At 56.4% G+C, this 18,525-nt stretch carries 15 protein-coding genes; 9 read left to right on the forward strand and 6 right to left on the reverse strand.

Annotated features, from left to right (window positions below; all coding sequences use genetic code 11):
• Window positions 1-40: 40 nt before the first annotated feature.
• Entirely contained in the window at window positions 41-1,054 is a 1,014-nt protein-coding gene (locus BN3277_RS06795) for a phosphate/phosphite/phosphonate ABC transporter substrate-binding protein (RefSeq protein WP_059041512.1), read from the reverse strand.
• Window positions 1,055-1,234: 180 nt separating this feature from the next.
• Here BN3277_RS06795 and BN3277_RS06800 point away from each other — a divergent pair, with 180 nt between their 5' ends.
• From BN3277_RS06800 to BN3277_RS06815, 4 genes are all read left to right on the forward strand, one after another.
• Window positions 1,235-2,866: a bifunctional metallophosphatase/5'-nucleotidase gene (locus tag BN3277_RS06800; RefSeq protein ID WP_082691375.1), complete on the forward strand. Its 1,632-nt coding sequence runs from the start codon at window positions 1,235-1,237 to the stop codon at window positions 2,864-2,866.
• Window positions 2,867-2,923: 57 nt separating this feature from the next.
• The gene (locus BN3277_RS06805; protein WP_059041513.1) at window positions 2,924-3,511 is read left to right on the forward strand and encodes a class I SAM-dependent methyltransferase; all 588 of its coding nucleotides are present in this window, start codon (window positions 2,924-2,926) and stop codon (window positions 3,509-3,511) included.
• 36 nt (window positions 3,512-3,547) lie between these two features.
• The gene (locus BN3277_RS06810; protein ID WP_059041514.1) at window positions 3,548-3,829 is read left to right on the forward strand and encodes a hypothetical protein; all 282 of its coding nucleotides are present in this window, start codon (window positions 3,548-3,550) and stop codon (window positions 3,827-3,829) included.
• Window positions 3,830-3,947: 118 nt separating this feature from the next.
• The gene (locus BN3277_RS06815; protein ID WP_059041515.1) at window positions 3,948-5,636 is read left to right on the forward strand and encodes a methyl-accepting chemotaxis protein; all 1,689 of its coding nucleotides are present in this window, start codon (window positions 3,948-3,950) and stop codon (window positions 5,634-5,636) included.
• A gap of 89 nt (window positions 5,637-5,725) precedes the next feature.
• Here the strand turns inward: BN3277_RS06815 and BN3277_RS06820 are convergent, their stop codons facing one another.
• From BN3277_RS06820 to BN3277_RS06835, 4 genes are all read right to left on the reverse strand, one after another.
• Window positions 5,726-6,319, reverse strand: coding sequence for a YkoP family protein (locus tag BN3277_RS06820; protein ID WP_059041516.1), 594 nt, complete (start codon window positions 6,317-6,319; stop codon window positions 5,726-5,728).
• A gap of 365 nt (window positions 6,320-6,684) precedes the next feature.
• The gene (locus BN3277_RS06825; protein WP_059041517.1) at window positions 6,685-7,221 is read right to left on the reverse strand and encodes a phosphatase PAP2 family protein; all 537 of its coding nucleotides are present in this window, start codon (window positions 7,219-7,221) and stop codon (window positions 6,685-6,687) included.
• A gap of 33 nt (window positions 7,222-7,254) precedes the next feature.
• A complete protein-coding gene (locus BN3277_RS06830; protein WP_059041518.1) occupies window positions 7,255-8,460 on the reverse strand; it encodes an MFS transporter in 1,206 nt (401 codons plus the stop codon).
• A gap of 60 nt (window positions 8,461-8,520) precedes the next feature.
• Window positions 8,521-9,678: an MGDG synthase family glycosyltransferase gene (locus BN3277_RS06835; protein ID WP_059041519.1), complete on the reverse strand. Its 1,158-nt coding sequence runs from the start codon at window positions 9,676-9,678 to the stop codon at window positions 8,521-8,523.
• A gap of 371 nt (window positions 9,679-10,049) precedes the next feature.
• On the opposite strand from BN3277_RS06835, the gene rlmN reads away from it, so the two are divergent.
• From rlmN to BN3277_RS06850, 3 genes are all read left to right on the forward strand, one after another.
• Window positions 10,050-11,105 (forward strand): dual-specificity RNA methyltransferase RlmN, encoded by a 1,056-nt coding sequence (rlmN, locus tag BN3277_RS06840; RefSeq protein ID WP_059041520.1) that lies wholly within the window; start codon window positions 10,050-10,052, stop codon window positions 11,103-11,105.
• Between the two features lie 456 nt (window positions 11,106-11,561).
• On the forward strand, window positions 11,562-12,269 hold the full coding sequence (locus tag BN3277_RS06845; protein WP_059041521.1) for a copper homeostasis protein CutC: 708 nt from the start codon (window positions 11,562-11,564) through the stop codon (window positions 12,267-12,269).
• An 84-nt stretch (window positions 12,270-12,353) separates the two neighbouring features.
• The gene (locus BN3277_RS06850; RefSeq protein WP_059041522.1) at window positions 12,354-13,835 is read left to right on the forward strand and encodes an FAD-dependent oxidoreductase; all 1,482 of its coding nucleotides are present in this window, start codon (window positions 12,354-12,356) and stop codon (window positions 13,833-13,835) included.
• Between the two features lie 14 nt (window positions 13,836-13,849).
• Here the strand turns inward: BN3277_RS06850 and pdxR are convergent, their stop codons facing one another.
• On the reverse strand, window positions 13,850-15,325 hold the full coding sequence (gene pdxR, locus BN3277_RS06855; protein ID WP_059041523.1) for a MocR-like pyridoxine biosynthesis transcription factor PdxR: 1,476 nt from the start codon (window positions 15,323-15,325) through the stop codon (window positions 13,850-13,852).
• Window positions 15,326-15,489: 164 nt separating this feature from the next.
• Between pdxR and BN3277_RS06860 the strand changes: the two genes are divergently transcribed.
• Together BN3277_RS06860 and BN3277_RS06865 are read left to right on the forward strand one after the other, a co-directional pair.
• Window positions 15,490-16,044: a GNAT family N-acetyltransferase gene (locus BN3277_RS06860; RefSeq protein WP_232436352.1), complete on the forward strand. Its 555-nt coding sequence runs from the start codon at window positions 15,490-15,492 to the stop codon at window positions 16,042-16,044.
• Window positions 16,045-16,152: 108 nt separating this feature from the next.
• Window positions 16,153-18,477: an ATP-dependent DNA helicase gene (locus BN3277_RS06865; protein WP_059041525.1), complete on the forward strand. Its 2,325-nt coding sequence runs from the start codon at window positions 16,153-16,155 to the stop codon at window positions 18,475-18,477.
• Window positions 18,478-18,525 lie beyond the last annotated feature (48 nt).

The following is an 18,525-nucleotide window of genomic DNA, read 5'->3' on the forward strand; positions in this document are numbered from 1 at the left end:
CTGGCTTGCAAGGGATATTCGACAAATTTCGTATAATCGCCTATTCCGTTTTGATCTTTTCGTTATACTCGCGGACGATGTCGAACACGCTGTCGTTGGATTCGACATAACCTTCATGCGTGTAGATATCCGCGATGATTTGGTGCCCTTCCGGATCTTTGCCGATTTCGATGAAGGCATCCTTCAGCTTTTGCACCCATTCAGCGTTCATGTCGGAACGGACGGAGATCGTATCGTTCGGGATCGGCTCCGTAAAGGCCAATACGCGAGTGTCTTCAAACACTTTCGGATAATCCTTTACAACGGTGTTGCGGGCATCCTGGAAGATCGCCGCGGCATCCACATCGCCGTTCAAGACCGCAATTACGCCTTGGTCATGTCCTTTCACGGTGATCGGCTCCACGTCGGACAACGGATCTAAGCCCGCTTCTTGAAGCTTGGCAGCCGGCCATACATAACCAGCGGAAGACGTTACGTTTTGGTAGGCGATTTTTTTGCCTTTCATGTCGGCCACGGATTGGATGTCGGAATCTTTTTTGACGATGATCATCGATTTGTAGAAATCCACCAGCTCATCCGTAGGTGCACCGGTCTCATCCTGCACCCCGTAGCGTTGCGCCTGCAAAATCACTTCGGCAGCGCCCTTATCCTTAGCCAGCACGTAAGCCGTCGGAGGCAAGAAGCCGACATCCACTTGCTTGGAAGCCATCGCTTCGATAATCGTATTGTAGTCCGTCGACACGCTGACTTTCACTGGAATCCCCAGACGGTCGGACAGCAGCTTCTCCAGCGGCTTGGCCTTGGCTTCGAGCGTATCGGCGTTTTGCGAAGGCACGAATTGGACGGTTAGCGTTTCAGGAACATAGCCGGTATCTGCAGGTGTAGCTGCTGCATTCGCGGCTGCGTTCGTTCCGGCGTTAGATGCGGCGTCCGTTTGGCCGGATTCGGCCGACGCGTTCCCGCTGGTGTTCGCCGGAGCGTTGCTCCCGCAAGCGCTCAGGATCACGGAGAATGTCAAAAATAAAGGCAAAGCAAACTTAGCAATCTTGTTCAAGCGTATGACCTCCACTATTCTCATTTTTAGGTTACGAGATCACTATAAAAGAGATTTATTAACCCGCCGTCAAAGGGAAGGTGGAAGTATGTAAAAACTCCTTTTTCAGGAGTTTACAAACTTTGCGATCTTCGTTGCTAGAATGAGAAGTGCAATGAATTGAAATCCGAGGTGAAGGTGATGGAACAACATACGGATCGTAAAACAGGGGTTATCCCGTTGAGTCAGGAGGAAGTCCTCTGCAAAATCCTTGTCACGAGCGACATCCACGGCTACATTTATCCAACGGATTATCGCACGGACGAAGAACGTCCGCTCGGTCTGGCCAAGCTGGCCACCCTCATAAGGCGCGAGCGCATGCATACGCCTGGCTTACTGCTGATCGATAACGGGGATGTCATTCAAGGGACGCCGCTCTGCACATTTCATGTCAAAAATCACCCCAACGACGTCCACCCGTCCATCGCGGCCATGAACCTGCTGGGGTATGACGCCGCGGTGCCCGGGAACCATGAGTTTAATTACGGGCAAGAGCTGTTGGGGAAGGCGATAAAGGATGCCCGCTTTCCGTGGCTGTCGGCGGGGATTTTAACGGAAGAGACGGGGGAAACAGCGTTTGGCAAGCCGTACGTGGTGAAGACCACCCCAGAGGGCGTGAGAATCGCGGTCTTGGGCGTCACAACGCACTATATCCCGCACTGGGAGCACCCCCGGCATATCGCCGGTTGGACGTTTCAGGACGCGCTGGAGACGGTGAAAACCTGGGTTCCCCGCATCCGGGAAGCGGAACAGCCGGATTTGATGGTGGTCAGCTATCATGGCGGGTTCGAGCGGGATTTGGCGACGGCGGAGCCGACAGAACGGTTAACCGGCGAAAATCAAGGCTACGCGATATGCCTGGAGGTACCAGGCATCGACGTGTTGATTACGGGGCATCAGCACCGGATGATTGCGGGCGAGGTCGGCGGGGTTACGGTGATCCAGCCGGGGACAGGCGGACAAGCGTTAGGCCAAATCTCCGTCCGCTTTAAGCGCGGGGCGGATGGACAATGGAGTGTCCGCAACAAAACGGCGGAGCTGCTCGTTCCGGATGCCGCCCTGGAGGCGGATGCCGAGGTGCTGGAGCTCGCACGGCCGCTGGAATCAGCCACGCAAGCCTGGCTGGATCAGCCGATCGGCCGGGTGGAGGGCGATATGACGATCATGAACCCGTTCGCCTGCCGTTTGGCGGACCATCCGTTTATGGAGTTCGTCAACCGGGTGCAGATGGAGGCCGCCGGGGTAGAGGTCTCGAACGCCGCGTTGCTGAGCGAGGCATCCAAAGGATTTGCCGACAGCATCACGTTGCGGGACGTACTGACGAACTTCATGTACCCCAATACGTTAACCGTCCTGCGCTTGATCGGGAAGGATATCCGGGAGGCGTTAGAGCAGACGGCGAACTATTTCGTTTTGGACGCGGGCGGTGAAATTGCGGTGAATCCGGCGTATATCCAGCCGAAGGCCCAGCACTATAATTACGACATGTGGGAAGGTATCGAATACGAGTTAGACATTACCCGGCCTGTTGGACAACGGGTCGTGAAGCTGACCCGGAACGGAGCGCCGCTGCAGGACGAGGCTGATGTCGATGTCGTGATGAACAATTACCGCGCCGGCGGGGGCGGCGATTACGAAATGTATCGAGGCAAGCCGGTAGTGAAGGAGATCCAGACCGACATGGCGGAGCTGGTGGCGGAATACATTCAGCGGTACGGGACAATCCATGCCACCTGCGATGGGAACTGGAGAGTGGTCAAGGGATCGCCTTGAGACGGCGTTTTCTGGTACAATGCATGCATGGATACCCAACGTCTAGGAGATGTCTCTATGCCCGCTTCTGCCTCCTCCATCCTGACCGCCGTTTTGCTCCTCTTCCTGCTGATGGCGGCGGTGGCGATCGTTTATCAAAGCTGGCGAAACGGCATTTCGCCCATGCCTGCTTCCGCTGCAGTCCGTCAGGCGGTTGTCCGGGAGCTCTTAGAGTTGGCACGTGCCGCGCCTCTTGAGGGAAAGGCTCCGCGGGTTCCTATCTCCCCCATCGTGGAGGCGGGAGCCGGCTGGGGAACGCTGGCCTTGGCCTTAGCGAAGGTCAATCCGGACTGGCGGATCGTTGGGATTGAGAATTCGCTGATCCCTTGGTTATTTTCCCGATTGGGTTTGCCGAGGAGGGTCTATCCTCAAGTTCAATTTGTACGGGGAGATTTATACGAGTTTTCTTACGAGACGGCGGGGACGGTGATCTGTTACCTGTACCCTGCGGCGATGCGGCGGCTGGATCCCCTGCTTCGCAAGCAGCTCGCCCCGGGTGCCCGGGTGATTAGCATTTGCTTTGCCCTGCCGGGCTGGCAGCCGAGAGAGGTCGTCACCTGCGGGGATTTGTACCGGACTAAAATTTATATCTACGAGAAAGACTAGAGGCAAATGGAACCTAACATGGCAGGAGTGAACCTAGTGAGCGATCAAATCAATGAACAGGAGCTTGTCCAGTTTATCGCCGAACGATCGAAGGCGAGTGCGGACAACATTCGTTTGGTGCTGAAGCACGAAGCCGATTTTATTAATCAGGCCCATCAAAACGCCAAAGGCGACGAGGTAGAGATCGACGGCGATGAGTTGGTGGATTATGTTCTAAGCCGGAGCGACGTGAAGCTCGACGAATTAACCGTGGAAACCATCCTGGACGTGGAGATGGATTATTTGACGGAGCACGGGCTCGCCGGATACCTCGATTAGTCCGAAAAATATTTATAGCCCAGGCCCCTAAATTCTGGGGGCGCTGGGCTTTCCTTTTCTACAAAAAGTAAACGATCCCCCTTATGATTATTTCAAAGTTTGTAAGGGGGCGAGACCTATGCGCATTCGAAGCATCGGGACAAAGATCAATTTCATCGTTATTGGCATGTTGGTAGTCGTATCGGGGGCAATCGCTTTGGTTGCCGTTGAGCAAATGGAGAGCGGCATCAAGACGTTTGCCACCGCCAAGGCGAAAAGCGATCTGGAGCTGGTTAGCCATTACTTGGACAGTAAGTATCCTGGTGCTTGGCGCATAGAAGGCGAGCAGTTGACTAAAGGCGACACGATCCTGAGCGGGAACTTCGAAATCGTGGACGAGATCGGAGAATTGACGGGGGACACGGTGACGATTTTTCAAGGGGACACGCGCGTTTCGACTAACGTATTGGCCGATGGGGAGCGGGCCGTTGGTACGAAGGTATCCGATAAGGTGGCTGACATTGTCCTAAAAGGCGGGAACAGCTACTACGGGGAAGCGGTGGTGGTCGGCAAGACGTACCAGGCTGCGTATCAGCCAATCCAAACCGAGAACGGCGAGGTCATCGGCATCTTGTACGTGGGAGCACCGCAGCACTTAATCGATACGATCCGCGGGACGTTTATTCAGCACTTTGCCATCGTTTTTGCTGCTGCACTTGCGATTTCGATCCTGTTGATTTTGACCTATATGCGCGGTATGAAAAAACGGCTTAGCCGGTTGGCCGTAGCGATGGAAAAAGCGGGTGCCGGTGATTTTACGGCCTCGGTCCACGACAAGTCGGGGGATGAGATTGGGCAGCTTAGCACGGGCTATAATCAGATGGGCGCCAACCTGCGGCAACTGGTGCAGCAAGGGCTATTTGCCTCGGACAAGGTGACCGAGGCGGCGCGGCAACTGCACACGGTTGCGGAGCAAACCAATGCGGATTCGGCTCGCATCGCGGCTTCGATCGAGCAGGTCGCCGCCGGGGCGGAAAGCCAGACGATGAGCACAGCGGAGAATGCCCGTGCGATGGAGGAGATCGCGATTGGCGTGCAGCATATCGCCGAGCATGCCTCCGAAGCCGCCGAGCTGGCGGGGCAATCCCGGCAACAGGCCGCTGACGGCGGCGATCAAGTTCGCAGAACGGTGGCGCAGATGGAATCGATCGACCGCTCCGTCCAAGCTAGCAGCGCGCTCGTTCGGTTGCTGAACGAAAAATCGCAGGAGATCGCCATGATGGTTGAGGCGATTCGGGGTATCTCCCAGCAGACGAATCTGCTGGCGCTAAACGCATCGATCGAGGCCGCTCGTGCCGGTGAGGAAGGACGTGGCTTCGCCGTTGTCGCCTCCGAAGTCCGCAAGCTGGCGGAGCAGTCGGAGGCATCGTCGGAGCGGATCGCCGAGGTGATGACGCAGATCGATACCGATATCAAGCAATCGCTGGATGCGATGGATCGAGTGATCGAGGAGGTCGAGTCGGGCCTCGCGTTAACGCAGGAAACGGATCGCAGCTTCGCCGGCATCGCCGCCTCGAACGGAGAGATCGCCGACCAGATCGAGCAGCTCGCCGCAACGGCCCAGCAGATGTCCGCCGGCATCGAGGAAGTGACGGCTTCCGTCCACGTCATTGCGGACATCGCGCAAAGCTCGGGCGCCGCCGCCCAGGAAGTGAGCAACGCCTCGGCTAACCAGCTGTCATCGATCGCGGACATCAACGCCTCTTGCGCTTCGCTCTCGGCAGTATCGGACGAGCTGCAGCGGGTGTTGGGCAAGTTTAGAGTGTAAGTGAATGGTTGTAGGGCCGTATGGCCGCATGTCCGGTGCCCGCGTCGAAGCTTCCAGAGGGGGGCTTTTGCGCGGGCATCGTCGTTTTATTAGGCAACCCCTGTCTCCGTCCCGAATTGCCGAAACAACGACGCGCGGGTCATGACCAGCTTCATCGGGACCAGCTTCTCCGTATGGCCGGTGATGCGTTTGCGGTTGCTTGGATGGAAGACGGCAAGCAATAACCGCAGATAGGAGGTCGTTAATGCACGGAAGGGCCCTTGGTCGACGCGATGCGTTTCGAAGCCTAGTCCGTGTGTGATGCCGCGGTGCAGCAACGTAATCCCCTGCAGCGCTTTAACTTGGCTGAGCTGCGGGTTTCTTTGCATTTCAGCGCAGATTTGCCGCATGGCGCTTCTGGCTAAGCGGGCGACTCGTAAGGCGACCCGGTTCGCTTCGTTGGATTGCAGCATGTCGAGGATCTGGCGGTTATCCAAATGCAGCTCCCCGATCCAATCGCCGTCCTGAAGCCATGTGCCGTCATCGCATTGCAGGCTTTTTCCGCGATATTTGGTAACGAACATTTTGCAGATGCCGAACTCTCCGGCGTAGTTGGAGCGCATTCGGCTGAATAGCTCGAATACCCGCTCCCAGCCCATCCAAACACCTTGAACGGCTTGTTTCATCTTTGAATCAACTTGCATCGTTTATCCCCGCTTTCTTCTTAGATCGATCGTTTGGTTAAGCGCTTACACCGGAAATTCCGGCTGTGTGTCTCACTCCCCTAAGTCCTCCCTGCATCCCTGCAGTAGAAATGTTGTAAAAACTGCAACATTTTGCGGCGGAACAAGCTGTGGGTGGGAGAAATGTTGTATTTTATACAACAATTTTGAGGATTCGCGCGTGATCTTCTCGGAAATGTTGCAGGAAATACAACATTTTGGCGGCTCCACTTGATAAGTGGCGTAAAATCCTGCATAAACTGCAACATTTCTCGGAGAGACCCACGGACGGTGGGAGGCTCGCGCACGCCCCATGGACATCAACCGTTTGTACCTTCAACCGCTACTTACGCCATCCCGGCGCCCAAAACAACGAGGAGGGCGGTTACGCCTCCAACCAGGCCGCCGGCCAACACGTCGGAGGGATAATGCACTCCGAGGTAGATTCGCGACAAGCCAACAATGAAGGCCAGCGGCAGCAGCAACTGCGCCAGCCCGGGGGCCGCGAACAGGAACGGGACAAACGTGGAGAAGGCCGCCGTCGTATGCCCGGACGGGAACGAGTAGTCCTTGAGCGGATGGATCGAAATTCGCGCGTCCTGCAGCGCTTCGTAGGGGCGGGTGCGTTGAAACCGCTTCTTGATCACGACCGCGAGCAGATGGCTGAGGGTCAGCGCGATCAGGCTAAGCCAGCCCGCCCGTTGCCACGTCCCCGTAGCGAAGACGACCACGGATAGGGTCAACGCGATGGTAAACGCCGCGCTTCCCAGATGGGTTAGTCCCTTCAGAATCCGATCCAACCACGGGTGACTCAGCGAATGATTGCACCACAGAAACAGCCGGTTGTCGAACTCGCGCAGCCGAAGATAATAGCGATGTCTCATTCCAATCCCTCCACTCCCCCAAAATATTGCGTATTACCCGCGCTGTCCGTATTGCTCTGGCTGCTGGCGCACTGGACGGATCCAGTAAAACAGCATGATACCAAATAACAGCAGCGCGCTAATTCCCACGGTTACCGTTTCGTTGAAGCTTTCCGCCATCCAGCCGCCCAAGATGGGGCCGAGGATGACGCCAATGCCTTCGATGCCGGAGAGAACACCCCAGCCGGTCGCTTTTTGCTCGGTGGGAACGAAGTGAGACAGGATCGCGTTCCATGCCGGAAGCACGGCGGCATACGCTGCGCCAAGGCAGACGGCAAGCAGCATCGTGCTGAACATCTGCCTGGAGTAAATCAGCAGTCCAAGACAGGCGGCCAAGGCGCCAAAACCGGCAACCAACAGCCATTTGTGGCCCCATTTGTCGGCGAGCCGGCCCATCGGAATTAACAGCAGCACGGTCATGAGGCCTCCGGCCATCAGCACGATGGAGTATCCCGAGTAATCCAGCGCCAAGTATTCGGAGGCAAAGCTCGGCAGGACGGGCACCAACAGGCCGGCGGCCAGCGTCTGCACGATCATGCCGGGCACAAGCGGCTTCATTTGGACCAGCTTGCTCCCGATTTGGCGCATTTGCTGCTTAAACGGAATCGTGTCCTCCATCAAGTGCCGAGATGAGAAGTCGATCCGCTTCAGGGCGGCCAGCAGCCATCCGGCGGTCCAGCATCCGGCCAGCAGCCAGAACGATAGAGCATAACTGCGATCGATCAGAAAATTAACGGCCACCGGGCCTAGCCCCAGCGAAACCAGCCAAATCGTGTAAATCGACCCCATTTGCGAGCCGCGGCTGCCCTCCCGAATCTCGGATAAGCAAAGCAGCCAGACGGGGGAGACCCCAATCCCGATCAGGCCGGCTCCAAGGACGATCGCCCAGGGAGTGCTAACCCCATAAGAGACGAACAGGCCCAGCAATCCGAGCAACAGGAAGATATTCAAGATCAGTCGGGCCGGGAACCGGTCCAGGACATAACCCGCGAGCACTTTGATCAACGTGTCGGCCAAATAGTGAACCGAGATGGCTACACCAACCGCCGCCAGCGTAATCTGGTGCTCTTTGGCATAAGCGGGCAGGAACGAGATGAGAAAAGCGCTGCGGGCGATCTCCGTCAAAAACAAAATAGCGGCACCGTGCAGAAATGCAGGAGTAAGATGGTTTCCTGTTATCCCTTGACTAGTACGTTTCATATTTGCAAGACTCCTTGCTTCTTAATTGTGCGCCAGCAATAGCCTGGTAGGCGAACTGGATCATTGGCCGTCCGCCATAGCTTGAAGACGGCCGGTCAGGCGCAGCACGTCCCGAACGATCGTCTCGGTGGCGCATCCTGCGGCCAGTTCGTCGTACTGTTGAAGCATCCGGGCCCTGCGGACCTCGGAATCGATCAGCTCGTGCACCTGCTCTGCCAAAGCTCGCGGCGAGATGGCTACTGCGGCCGCGCCTTTGCGCTCCAGGTACCTCGCGTTTTCCCGCTCCTGGCCGGAGAACGGCTTGTAGACCACGATCGGGGTGCGGATCTGGATCGCTTCCGAGAGCGTGATGCCTCCGGCCTTCGTCACGATACATGCAGCTTCGCGCATGCGGTCGTGGATCGCTTCGACGTAACCGAATAGCTGCAGCCGTTCGTGACCGGCAAACCGCCGCTCCAGACGCCGCCGCAGCTTATCGTTGCCTCCGCAAACGAGATCCACCCGTACGTCCGGCAGCGCCAACAGCTTGGCGGTGATGAGCTGGACGTCGGGCAAGGGAATATGCGCTCCCATCATCACGAGAACGGAGCGGGATCGCTCTGAGGCTCGCGGTGCCTGTGCCTGCGCCTGCGGGTTCGCGGATCGCACCGGCTCGTAAAACGGCTCCCGGACCGGGATGCCGCTGACGACAATCGCCTCCGCGGGTACGCCGCGCTCGATCATTTCCCGCTTCAAATCCGCGGTGGCTACGTAATAACGGTCCGGGCGCGTGAATAACCAGCGGTTGTGCAGGCTAAAGTCGGTGACGACCGTAAATACCGGCACCCGAATGCCGTGTTTTTGCAGCTGGTCCGTAATGCCGCCGAAGGGGAACGTGCTGATGATGGCGTCGGGCCGCTGCTTTTGGAGTAGGGTGATCAGCTTTTTCATGCCCAACTGGTTTCCCCATTTCGCTATAGCGCTCGTCTTCTGGAGATCCCGGGTTGCGTAGTAGCTCCACCCGTAATAATCCAGGCCGTAGGCCGAGAACCACGGGCTGTATAAATAGAGAGACCGGGAGACGGAATTCATTCCCGGATGGGCTTCGCGGTAAAGGTCAATCACGCTGACCGAACGGACGCCCGAACGAATCAGGGATTGCTTCAGCGTCCGCGCCACCTGGATATGGCCGTTGCCGTACCCGGCGGTCAGGATGACGATATGCATGTTTTGCTTCATGGTTAGCTGCCGCCTTTCCACCGATATAGAAAACGCACGGTTCGTTCCGTTGAATCATTCCGAGTCCCAGTATATAGGAAGCCTGGAAGAATCAAACCGGCCGCGCGGCGTGATTTCGTTCCGACCTTAGTCCAGTATGTAAGCCGGACCGTTTGCTCGTTCCGACAGACTTTATCCTCGTATCATGGAAACATTAACGTACCTTCACTTTAGGGCACCAATGTTAACGTTCGTTTAAAGGGGAAGGCAATCTGTGTAAACGAACCTAGGGAGGGGACGTTGTGCGATTCGTTTTTTTACCTGTGGCAATGGGGATGGCGGATTAGGTATAATTAGAAAATGACTTGAGTTCGTTTAGAAAGAGGATACGCATGAATAAACAATCAATTTATGGTTTGACGAAGGACCAGTTGGCCGCATGGCTGCTGGATCGTGGACATAAAAGAGGCCGAGCCGAACGGGTGTGGGACGGCTTGTACCGTAAACGGGTCACTGATTTCGAAGCGATGGAAGGCGTTCACCCGGAATGCATGACGCTGCTGAATGAGCAGTTTGCCATTGAAACCTTGGAGGAGCACGTCCGCCAGGAGTCGATCGACGGGACGATCAAGTTTCTGTTCCGCCTGCAGGACGGCAACCTGATTGAAACGGTGCTCATGCGCCATAAATTCGGCTTGTCGGTTTGCGTGACGACCCAGGTGGGCTGCAATATCGGCTGCAGCTTCTGCGCCAGCGGGCTGTTGAAGAAGAGCCGGGACCTGACGAGCGCGGAAATTGTGGAACAGGTGATGAAGGTGCAACTGCACCTGGATCGGCAGGGTAAAGGAGAGCGCGTGACCCATATCGTGGTGATGGGGATCGGGGAGCCTTTTGATAATTACGAGAATATGGCCGATTTCCTGCGGGTGATCCAGGACCCTAAAGGACTTGCGATCGGTCCACGTCACATTACCGTATCAACCAGCGGGCTGGCGGACAAAATCATCGAGTTTGCTGATTCCGACCTGCAAGTGAATTTGGCCGTGTCTCTGCATGCGCCTAACAATGAGCTGCGCACGCGGATCATGAAGATCAATAAAGCGATTCCGCTTGAGAAGCTGATGGCGGCAATTGACTATTACCTGGAGCAAACGAACCGGCGGCTTACGATTGAATATATTTTGCTGAAGGGCGTCAACGACGGTACGGAGCATGCGCAAGAGTTAGCCGACCTGCTGGGCGACCGGTTCGTGAACGTTAACCTGATCCCGTATAATCCGGTGGACGAACACAGCCAGTATCAGCGGAGCGAGCAGGATTCCGTGCTGGCCTTCTACGATGCGCTAAAAAAACGCGACCTCAGCGTCAGCGTTCGGTTGGAACACGGTGCCGACATCGACGCGGCCTGCGGACAGCTGCGCAGCAAGCAGTTGAAGCGGCCTAGCTGAGCGAACGGGATAGTGGCAATTACAAAAGGACTTGGAGGATGGCTCCAAGTCCTTTCTTTTGTGGGCAAGCGGGAAAGCAGGGTGCTGGGGCTCGCCCGTTCAACTGTAAAAGTACATTTAAAAACGAGCTGTTTTCGAGAAATGGGGCGATCAACTGTAAAAGTACATTTGAAAATGAGGTATTTGGAGTCATCCACCCGATATGGGGAAAATGAGCTGCACTTTTACATTTGAGCCGCCGAATAAGCCCGGATTTGGTGCGAATGGAGTGTACTTTTACATTTGGTGGGTGGACTGGTGGTTATGATGGTGGTTGTGATGGTGGTAGTGGTGGTGCGACAAGCAAAAAGGGTCTCTATCCCCACAGGTCTGTAAGGGACGAGATTTCCTTGATATACAGTTTGTTTGTTATTTTATATTATAGGTACAAATTATCAAGAAGAAGGAGGATTCCTGATGCTCCTGGAAGTCATAGTAACTTGTGTGGAGGACGCCATCATCGCGGAGGCGAACGGGGCGGATCGGCTGGAGCTGATTACGGCGATAACGGAAGGTGGACTCACCCCCGGCATTGGCATGGTGCAACAAGTAGTAAAGGCCGTGGCCATTCCCGTCCACGTGATGGTGCGTCCGCATAGCCGGTCATTTGTGTACGGGGAAGCGGATATGCTTACGATGGAAGCGGAAGTCCGGGCGATTGTCGAAGCGGGGGCGGCGGGGATCGTGTTTGGCGCGCTCACCGCGGAACGGACGATCGATGAGGCTGCGCTGGAACGGATTCTGGCGCTGACCGGCAGGCTAAACGTTACGTTCCATCGGGCTTTTGACGAGTTGGCCGACCTGCTGTCCGGGTTGCGCACGCTTATGCGGTACCCGCAGGTGAACCGGGTGCTGACGTCGGGCGGGCTGCGGCCGGCGCCGCAGGCGGTTCCCGCCGTTCGGGAGCTCGTGGAGCTTGCTAAGGGCAGCTCGCTGTGCATTTTAGCCGGACACGGCTTGACCCTGGAAACCGTCTCGCAGTTCGTCAGCGAAACCGGCGTGACCGAAGTGCATTTCGGCTCTGCCGTACGCGTAAGCGGGGAGGGGTTGGCTCCCCTCGACCCCACTAAGCTGTTGAGCTTATCCCAGCTGCTTCACGACGGAAGCCGACAGGAAACTCCATAATCTACCAACAATTTACTGGATACGAAACCTTTACTGGAGATAAGATGTCATTATATCCCAGTAGAGGAGACTTCTTCGGAACTCATGACCATCTATTTCGAGATCAAACGGGCTTTAGTGTATCGTTGTCTACTTGCCTTCCTGTGTTTTTTGGTGTTGCTTGGATCCGCTCGTTTTCCCGCTGCGGCAACAGCTGCCCCCGCTTCCCCCGCCTCGTGCGGGCCGGGCTGTACCCGGTATGACGTTGTTGTGATCGGCAGCGAAATCGAAGGGGTACTCCTGGCGAAGCGGGCGCATGAGGCCGGGTTAAGCGTGCTGATCCTGGATCCGCGCGAGAAGCCGGGCGGGGAACTGATCCAAGGGCAGATGCTCGTATTGGACGAGCCTAACGACAATCGCAAACGCAGCTTGGTACAAGGCGAAATGAAATTCTTGTACGACGGCTACAATGCCGGGACGATTCGCAAATGGTCCGCCTTTGAGAACTATTACCGCAAGCTCATTCGCGGGATTCCTATGCGAAGCGGCATCACCCTCGACGGGGTGGAGGTCGAAAACGCCGGCGGGGAAGGAAACGGCAAGACGCTGAAGTCGGTAACTTATCTGGCCAAAGACGGCAAGCTCTATCAGGTGCAGGCGGGGTATTTTGTGGAAAATACCGATTTTAGCGCACTCACCGTCCATCTGGGCAACAAACGGATTCCGGGCATGGAGAGCTTGTACAACGGTAAGAAGCCGGACTATATGGCGGCTACTTATATGCTGCGGTTCAAGGGCGTCAACTGGGGCAAGCTGCATCAAGCCGTGCTGGAGGATTATCCGCTGACGAATGTCGTCAAAAAATACGGCTCCAATACCTATGTAGATTGGGATTTCGCTACCGGCTTCAGCAACATTACCTACCAGTACAAGCCGCGGGATTCCCAGTTACTGCTGAGAGGGCTGAATGCCACCTACCAGAAAGACGGCGAAGTGATCATCAATGGCTTGCTGATTTACGATGTGGATCCGTCCGATCCGAAGTCGGTCCGTTCCGCTGTGGCGAAGGCCAAGGCCGAAGCGCCGGACATCGCCAAATTTTTGCGCCAGCATATTCCTGGCTTTAGCAAAGCCGAGCTGAACGGGTATCCCGATTATCTGTACATCCGCGACTATAACCGTTATGAAACGGAGTACGTGCTGAACTATCAGGACGTGATGTCAGGCCGGATGTTCTGGGACAACGTAACGATTGGAGGTTATCCCGTCGACTTGCAGGCCACCCGCGCCGTGGCGAAGGGGATCGGCTACGGCAAGCCGGACCGCTATGGAATTCCCCTCCGTTCCTTTGAGTTGAAGTCCTATGACAACGTGCTGGTTGCCGGCAAGAATATCGGCGCGGAAATCAAAGCCTACGGAAGCGCCCGCGTCATTCCCACTACCGCACTGGCTGGGGAAACGATGGGCATCCTGCTCGCACGCGAATGGAAGCAGGGGCATAAGCGGTTAAGCGAGCTAACCCCGGCGGATTTTCGGCGAATCGATGCATACTTGAAAAAGGATTACGGAATTCAAGTCACCCCATAATCTGCGCGCAGGTGTTATTGAAGGTAAGGCGACCAGGCCTGATGCAGCCGGGCCACGCCTTCATCGATCTGCTCCGCCGCAATGCCGCCGAACCCCAACATAAACGACTTTTGCTCCGTTTCCGGCGGCGCGTTCCAGAAGAAAGCGGCGGAAGCGATCCGCACGCCAGCCTGCCTGGCCATCTGCAGCAGCTGCGCCTCTGGCAGGCGGGATCGGAGGCTTAGGATCACATGCAGACCGGCGCTATCGCCCGTCACGGCAGCCCGCTCCCCGAAATGAAACGCGAGGGAAGCGACGAGCTGACGATTTTTTTTGCGATAGAGATTCCTCATCCGCCGGATATGCCGCTCAAAATGCCCCTCCTGCATAAACCGCTGCAACGTGCGCTGATGAATCCCCGACGCGGACGCTTCGAACAGGGTGTGCCGCCGCAAGGCATGGAAGCGGGCCACCAGATGCTCGGGCAACACGAGATAATGGATGCAAATATCCGGTAAAAGTACTTGGGAGAAACCGCCGAGATAGATGACGCGGTCGTTTGGGACCAGGCCTTGCAGCGCCGGAACCGGTTTGCCTTGATAGCGGAACTCGCCGCCGTAATCGTCTTCGATCAGGTAGCCGTCCACCGCCTGGGCCCATTCCAGCAGCTCCAGCCGGCGGGACAACGGCATGACGAGGCCGGTGGGAAATTGATGGGAAGGCGAGACGCTGGCGATACGCGCTCCGCTCGTCCGCAGCAAATCCGGGCGAAGTCCGTGCTTATCGAGGGGGATCGGATGGACCGTGAAGTCCAGCGCGGCCAGCGCGGCAGGGACAATCCGGTATCCAGGTTCTTCAACGGCAACGGAATGAATCTCACCCTTCAGCATTTGCCCCAGCAGCAGAAGCAATAAATGCTGCTCCGCGCCGATAACGATCCGGTCCGGGGACGCATGAACCCCGCGAAACCGGTTTAAATATCCGGCGATCTCCCGCCGCAACCCCGGATCCCCCTGAGCGTCCCCGTAGAACAGCAGGTCGGCGGATTCCGGGCGGAAGAGCGGGTTGTGCAGTTTTTTCCATGTCGTAAAGGGGAAAAGGCTGAAATCGTTCTTGGACAGATGAAAATCGTAGAGAGGGACTTCGGTGCTCTCCGCATCGGGCGCCGGATGCGCCTTCTGCAAAGCGGGTTCCGGCAGAAGCTCGCGTCCTGGTTTTTTGCCGCTCAACTCGAGCGCCTGATAGGGCTCCGGCAGCTTAACGACGAAATAGCCCCGTTTCGGTCGGCTTTCGATAAAACCTTCAGCGATCAGCTGCTGGTAGGCCAGCTCGACGGGCGTTGTGCTGATTCCCAGAAACTCCGCCAGCTTGCGGATCGAAGGCAATCGCTGCTCCTCCTGGAACGAGCCGGCAATGATCTCTTGCTTAAACGACTCGTAGATTTCAACATATCGGTAGGTACGCCCGGTTTGTGGTGCTCGCTCGTCATTATGGGGCGGCAAAATATACATCGGCATATCCCCTCTTTTTTGCTTGTACTGTCCTTTATTTTTCGATTAAATTGTACATTTTTAAGTATACAGCATTGTGTTAAGATGCGAAAAGAGCACCAAATAGGGCTAAATTTCCACAGCAAAAGACAGAACAGCAAGAGATGAAAAAGGGGAAGATAACGATGAGTTACGCAGGTTTTTTAATGGGAGACAACGTGTATTTACGCCCGATGAACGTGGAGGATGTCGATTGGTATTTTCCTAGCTTGCATGAGCCGGAAATGAGAAGATGGACGGGCACGAAACGCCACTTCACCAAGGAATTTATCGCGGCCTACCTGGAGCGGAAAGGGCAGGACGACTCCAGCGTATTGCTGGCCATCGTGCGGCGGGATGATGATCGGCCAATTGGCGACATTGCGCTGCAGGACATCGATCCGACCAATCGCTGCTGCAATATTCGAATCGCGTTGAACCAGACGGCGGATACCGGAAAGGGTTACGGCAGTGAGGCAATGAAGCTGATGTTGGATTACGGATTTGGCGTGCTGGGACTGCACCGGATCGAACTAAATGTATTCGACTATAATGAGCGGGCGATGCACGTTTACGAGAAGCTGGGGTTCAAGCGGGAGGGCGTGCAGCGGCAAGCGTTGTTCTACGATCACAAGTATCATGATTCGATTCTGATGAGCATGCTGGAGGATGAATTCCGGGCATTACACGTTCGAGGTTAAGTTAATCGAGTTGAGCTACAGCTGCTTCCCATGGCGATCCCCGTCGTGTCGTGATATACTAGTGGAACAAATGTTCTCTAGGAGTATCGGCGGGTGACAAAGAGGAATATGGCAAACGAGTCTACGGTTACGATCGCGGTGCGGCCTTTGGTGGAGTATGTGTTCCGCAGCGGCAGCTTGGAAGGCGGCTTTCGCGCGGCGGTTTCGCTGACGGAAGGCACGAAGGCCCATCAGCAGGTACAGAAGCAGTACGGTGAAGGCGATCAAAAAGAAGTGTATTTGAAGGCGGAGATTCCCTGCGGGGATCTCCTCTTTGTCGTGGATGGGCGTGCCGATGGGCTGTTGGCCGGCGAGGACGGGAGCCTGACCGTGGACGAGATTAAATCCACGGCTGGCGATCTGGCAGCGATCCGCGAGGACACCTACCCTGTCCATTGGGCTCAGGCGAAATGTTATGCCTATATGTACGCCAAAGCCAACGGGCTTAGCGAGATGGGAATTCAACTGACTTACGTGCAGCTGGATACGGGAGAGCGGAAGCAGTTTCGGACACGCGCCGGGATGGACGAGCTGGAGACCTTTATGGATGATGTCGTTCAGCAATACGCCCCGCATGCCCGACTGCTTCGCAACCAACGGCGTGAGCGGAATCGGAGCATCGCGGCGCTGGCTTTTCCGTTTCCCGGGTACCGGACCGGACAACGAAAACTGGCGGGCGCGGTGTATAAGACAATCGAAGAGGCCGTGGGCTTGTTTGCTCAAGCGCCGACCGGGATCGGCAAGACGATCTCCACCACGTATCCGGCGCTCAAGGCGATGGGGGAAGGCAAGCTGAATCAGCTGTATTACCTTACGGCCAAGACGATTACCCGGACTGCGGCGGAGAACGCCTTTGCGCTGATGGAAGCCCAAGGACTGCAAGCCCGAGTTGTGACGCTGACCGCCAAGGAGAAAATCTGCTTCCGCGAGGAAGTCCGCTGTACCAAGGAAGACTGCATGTATGCCGACGGTTACTATGATCGGATCAACGGGGCCGTCTTGGATATCTTGACCAACGAGACGCAGCTCGCCCGCCCGGTCATTGAGGCATACGCCCGAAAGCATCGGGTGTGCCCGTTCGAATTCTCGCTGGACCTTTCCTATGCCGCCGATGTCACGATCTGCGATTATAATTACGTGTTTGATCCCAAAGTGTCTCTGCAACGCATGTTCGCCGAGCAGAAGAAAGAAACCGCGCTGCTGATCGACGAAGCGCATAATCTGGTTGACCGCGCGCGTGAGATGTATTCCGCTGAGCTGCGGAAGTCCAGTTTCCTGGCGCTGCAACGGGCCTATAAACAGAAAAGCCCTTCCGTCTCAAAGGCGGCGAAGGTGGTGAACGCCGAGTTTATCGAGCTGCGGAAGCAGGCGGATGAGTCGTTTCGGGTGGATCGAGCCGCGCCGGAGTCGCTGCTGCAGCGGGTGGAAGCCTTTGCCGAGGCTGCTGAACGGGAGCTGGCGATCGATCCGTCCGCCGCCGGACAAGCGGGGGCTCCGGGCAGTCCAGAGGCAGAGGGACGGGAGCTGCTGCTCCAGACATATTTCGATGCCCTGCATTTCGGCCGGATCGGCAAGCTGTACGACGAACGGTTTGTCACCTACGCTGAGGTCACTAGAGAGGAAGTACGGATCAAGCTGTTTTGCCTGGATCCCTCCCATTTGCTGCAGGAAATGAGTAAGGGGTTTCGTTCCCGCATTTATTTCTCGGCAACGTTGTCGCCGATGGGATATTACCGCGATATGCTGGGCGCGGGGCCGGACGATTATACGGTATCCTTGCCTTCCCCCTTCTCCCGGGATCAGTTGGAGGTCATCGTGGTGCCGCTGTCGACCAGGTATCAGGACCGGGAGCAGACGCGGGGCCCGCTCGTACGTGCCTTGCAGGAAGTGACCCGCGGCCGGCCGGGGAATTATCTGTTTTTCTTTCCTTCGTACGCTTATATGAACCTGATTTACGAGGACTTTGCCGCTGCTGCGGACAAAGGAACGGAGCTGCTGCTTCAGCAATCGGGGATGACCGAGGAGGATCGGGAACAGTTCCTGGCCGCTTTTGTTCCGAACCCTGAACCGGGGCGGACCTTCATCGCTTTTGCCGTGATGGGCGGCTTGTTCTCGGAGGGGATCGATCTGGTTGGCGATCGGTTGACGGGCGTAGCCATCGTTGGTGTTGGCTTGCCGCAAATCGGACCGGAGCGCAATTTGATCCGCGACTACTTCCAGACATCTGGGCGGAGCGGCTTCGATTATGCCTACGTGTTCCCCGGCATGAACAAGGTGCTGCAGGCCGGCGGGCGCCTGATCCGCTCGGAGACCGACCACGGCCGTTTGGCTTTGATCGACGACCGCTACCTTCAACCGCATTATGCACGGCTGTTGCCGGAGGAGTGGCGGTAGAACCCCTTCTTCGAATATTCCCTTCGATTGTGACATATTTTGAACATG

The sequence above is a fragment of the Paenibacillus rubinfantis genome, assembly GCF_001486505.1.
GTDB classification, from domain to species: Bacteria; Bacillota; Bacilli; order Paenibacillales; family Paenibacillaceae; genus Fontibacillus; species Fontibacillus rubinfantis.

Bases quoted from the DNA above. Each gene is read 5' to 3' on its own strand.
- BN3277_RS06800 (WP_082691375.1), top strand. From the start codon at position 1,235: ATGGAACAACATACGGATCGTAAAACAGGGGTTATCCCGTTGAGTCAG.
- BN3277_RS06805 (WP_059041513.1), top strand. From the start codon at position 2,924: ATGCCCGCTTCTGCCTCCTCCATCCTGACCGCCGTTTTGCTCCTCTTC.
- BN3277_RS06815 (WP_059041515.1), top strand. From the start codon at position 3,948: ATGCGCATTCGAAGCATCGGGACAAAGATCAATTTCATCGTTATTGGC.
- BN3277_RS06820 (WP_059041516.1), bottom strand. From the start codon at position 6,319: ATGCAAGTTGATTCAAAGATGAAACAAGCCGTTCAAGGTGTTTGGATG.
- BN3277_RS06825 (WP_059041517.1), bottom strand. From the start codon at position 7,221: ATGAGACATCGCTATTATCTTCGGCTGCGCGAGTTCGACAACCGGCTG.
- BN3277_RS06830 (WP_059041518.1), bottom strand. From the start codon at position 8,460: ATGAAACGTACTAGTCAAGGGATAACAGGAAACCATCTTACTCCTGCA.
- BN3277_RS06835 (WP_059041519.1), bottom strand. From the start codon at position 9,678: ATGAAGCAAAACATGCATATCGTCATCCTGACCGCCGGGTACGGCAAC.
- rlmN (WP_059041520.1), top strand. From the start codon at position 10,050: ATGAATAAACAATCAATTTATGGTTTGACGAAGGACCAGTTGGCCGCA.
- BN3277_RS06845 (WP_059041521.1), top strand. From the start codon at position 11,562: ATGCTCCTGGAAGTCATAGTAACTTGTGTGGAGGACGCCATCATCGCG.
- BN3277_RS06850 (WP_059041522.1), top strand. From the start codon at position 12,354: ATGACCATCTATTTCGAGATCAAACGGGCTTTAGTGTATCGTTGTCTA.
- pdxR (WP_059041523.1), bottom strand. From the start codon at position 15,325: ATGTATATTTTGCCGCCCCATAATGACGAGCGAGCACCACAAACCGGG.
- BN3277_RS06860 (WP_232436352.1), top strand. From the start codon at position 15,490: ATGAGTTACGCAGGTTTTTTAATGGGAGACAACGTGTATTTACGCCCG.
- BN3277_RS06865 (WP_059041525.1), top strand. From the start codon at position 16,153: ATGGCAAACGAGTCTACGGTTACGATCGCGGTGCGGCCTTTGGTGGAG.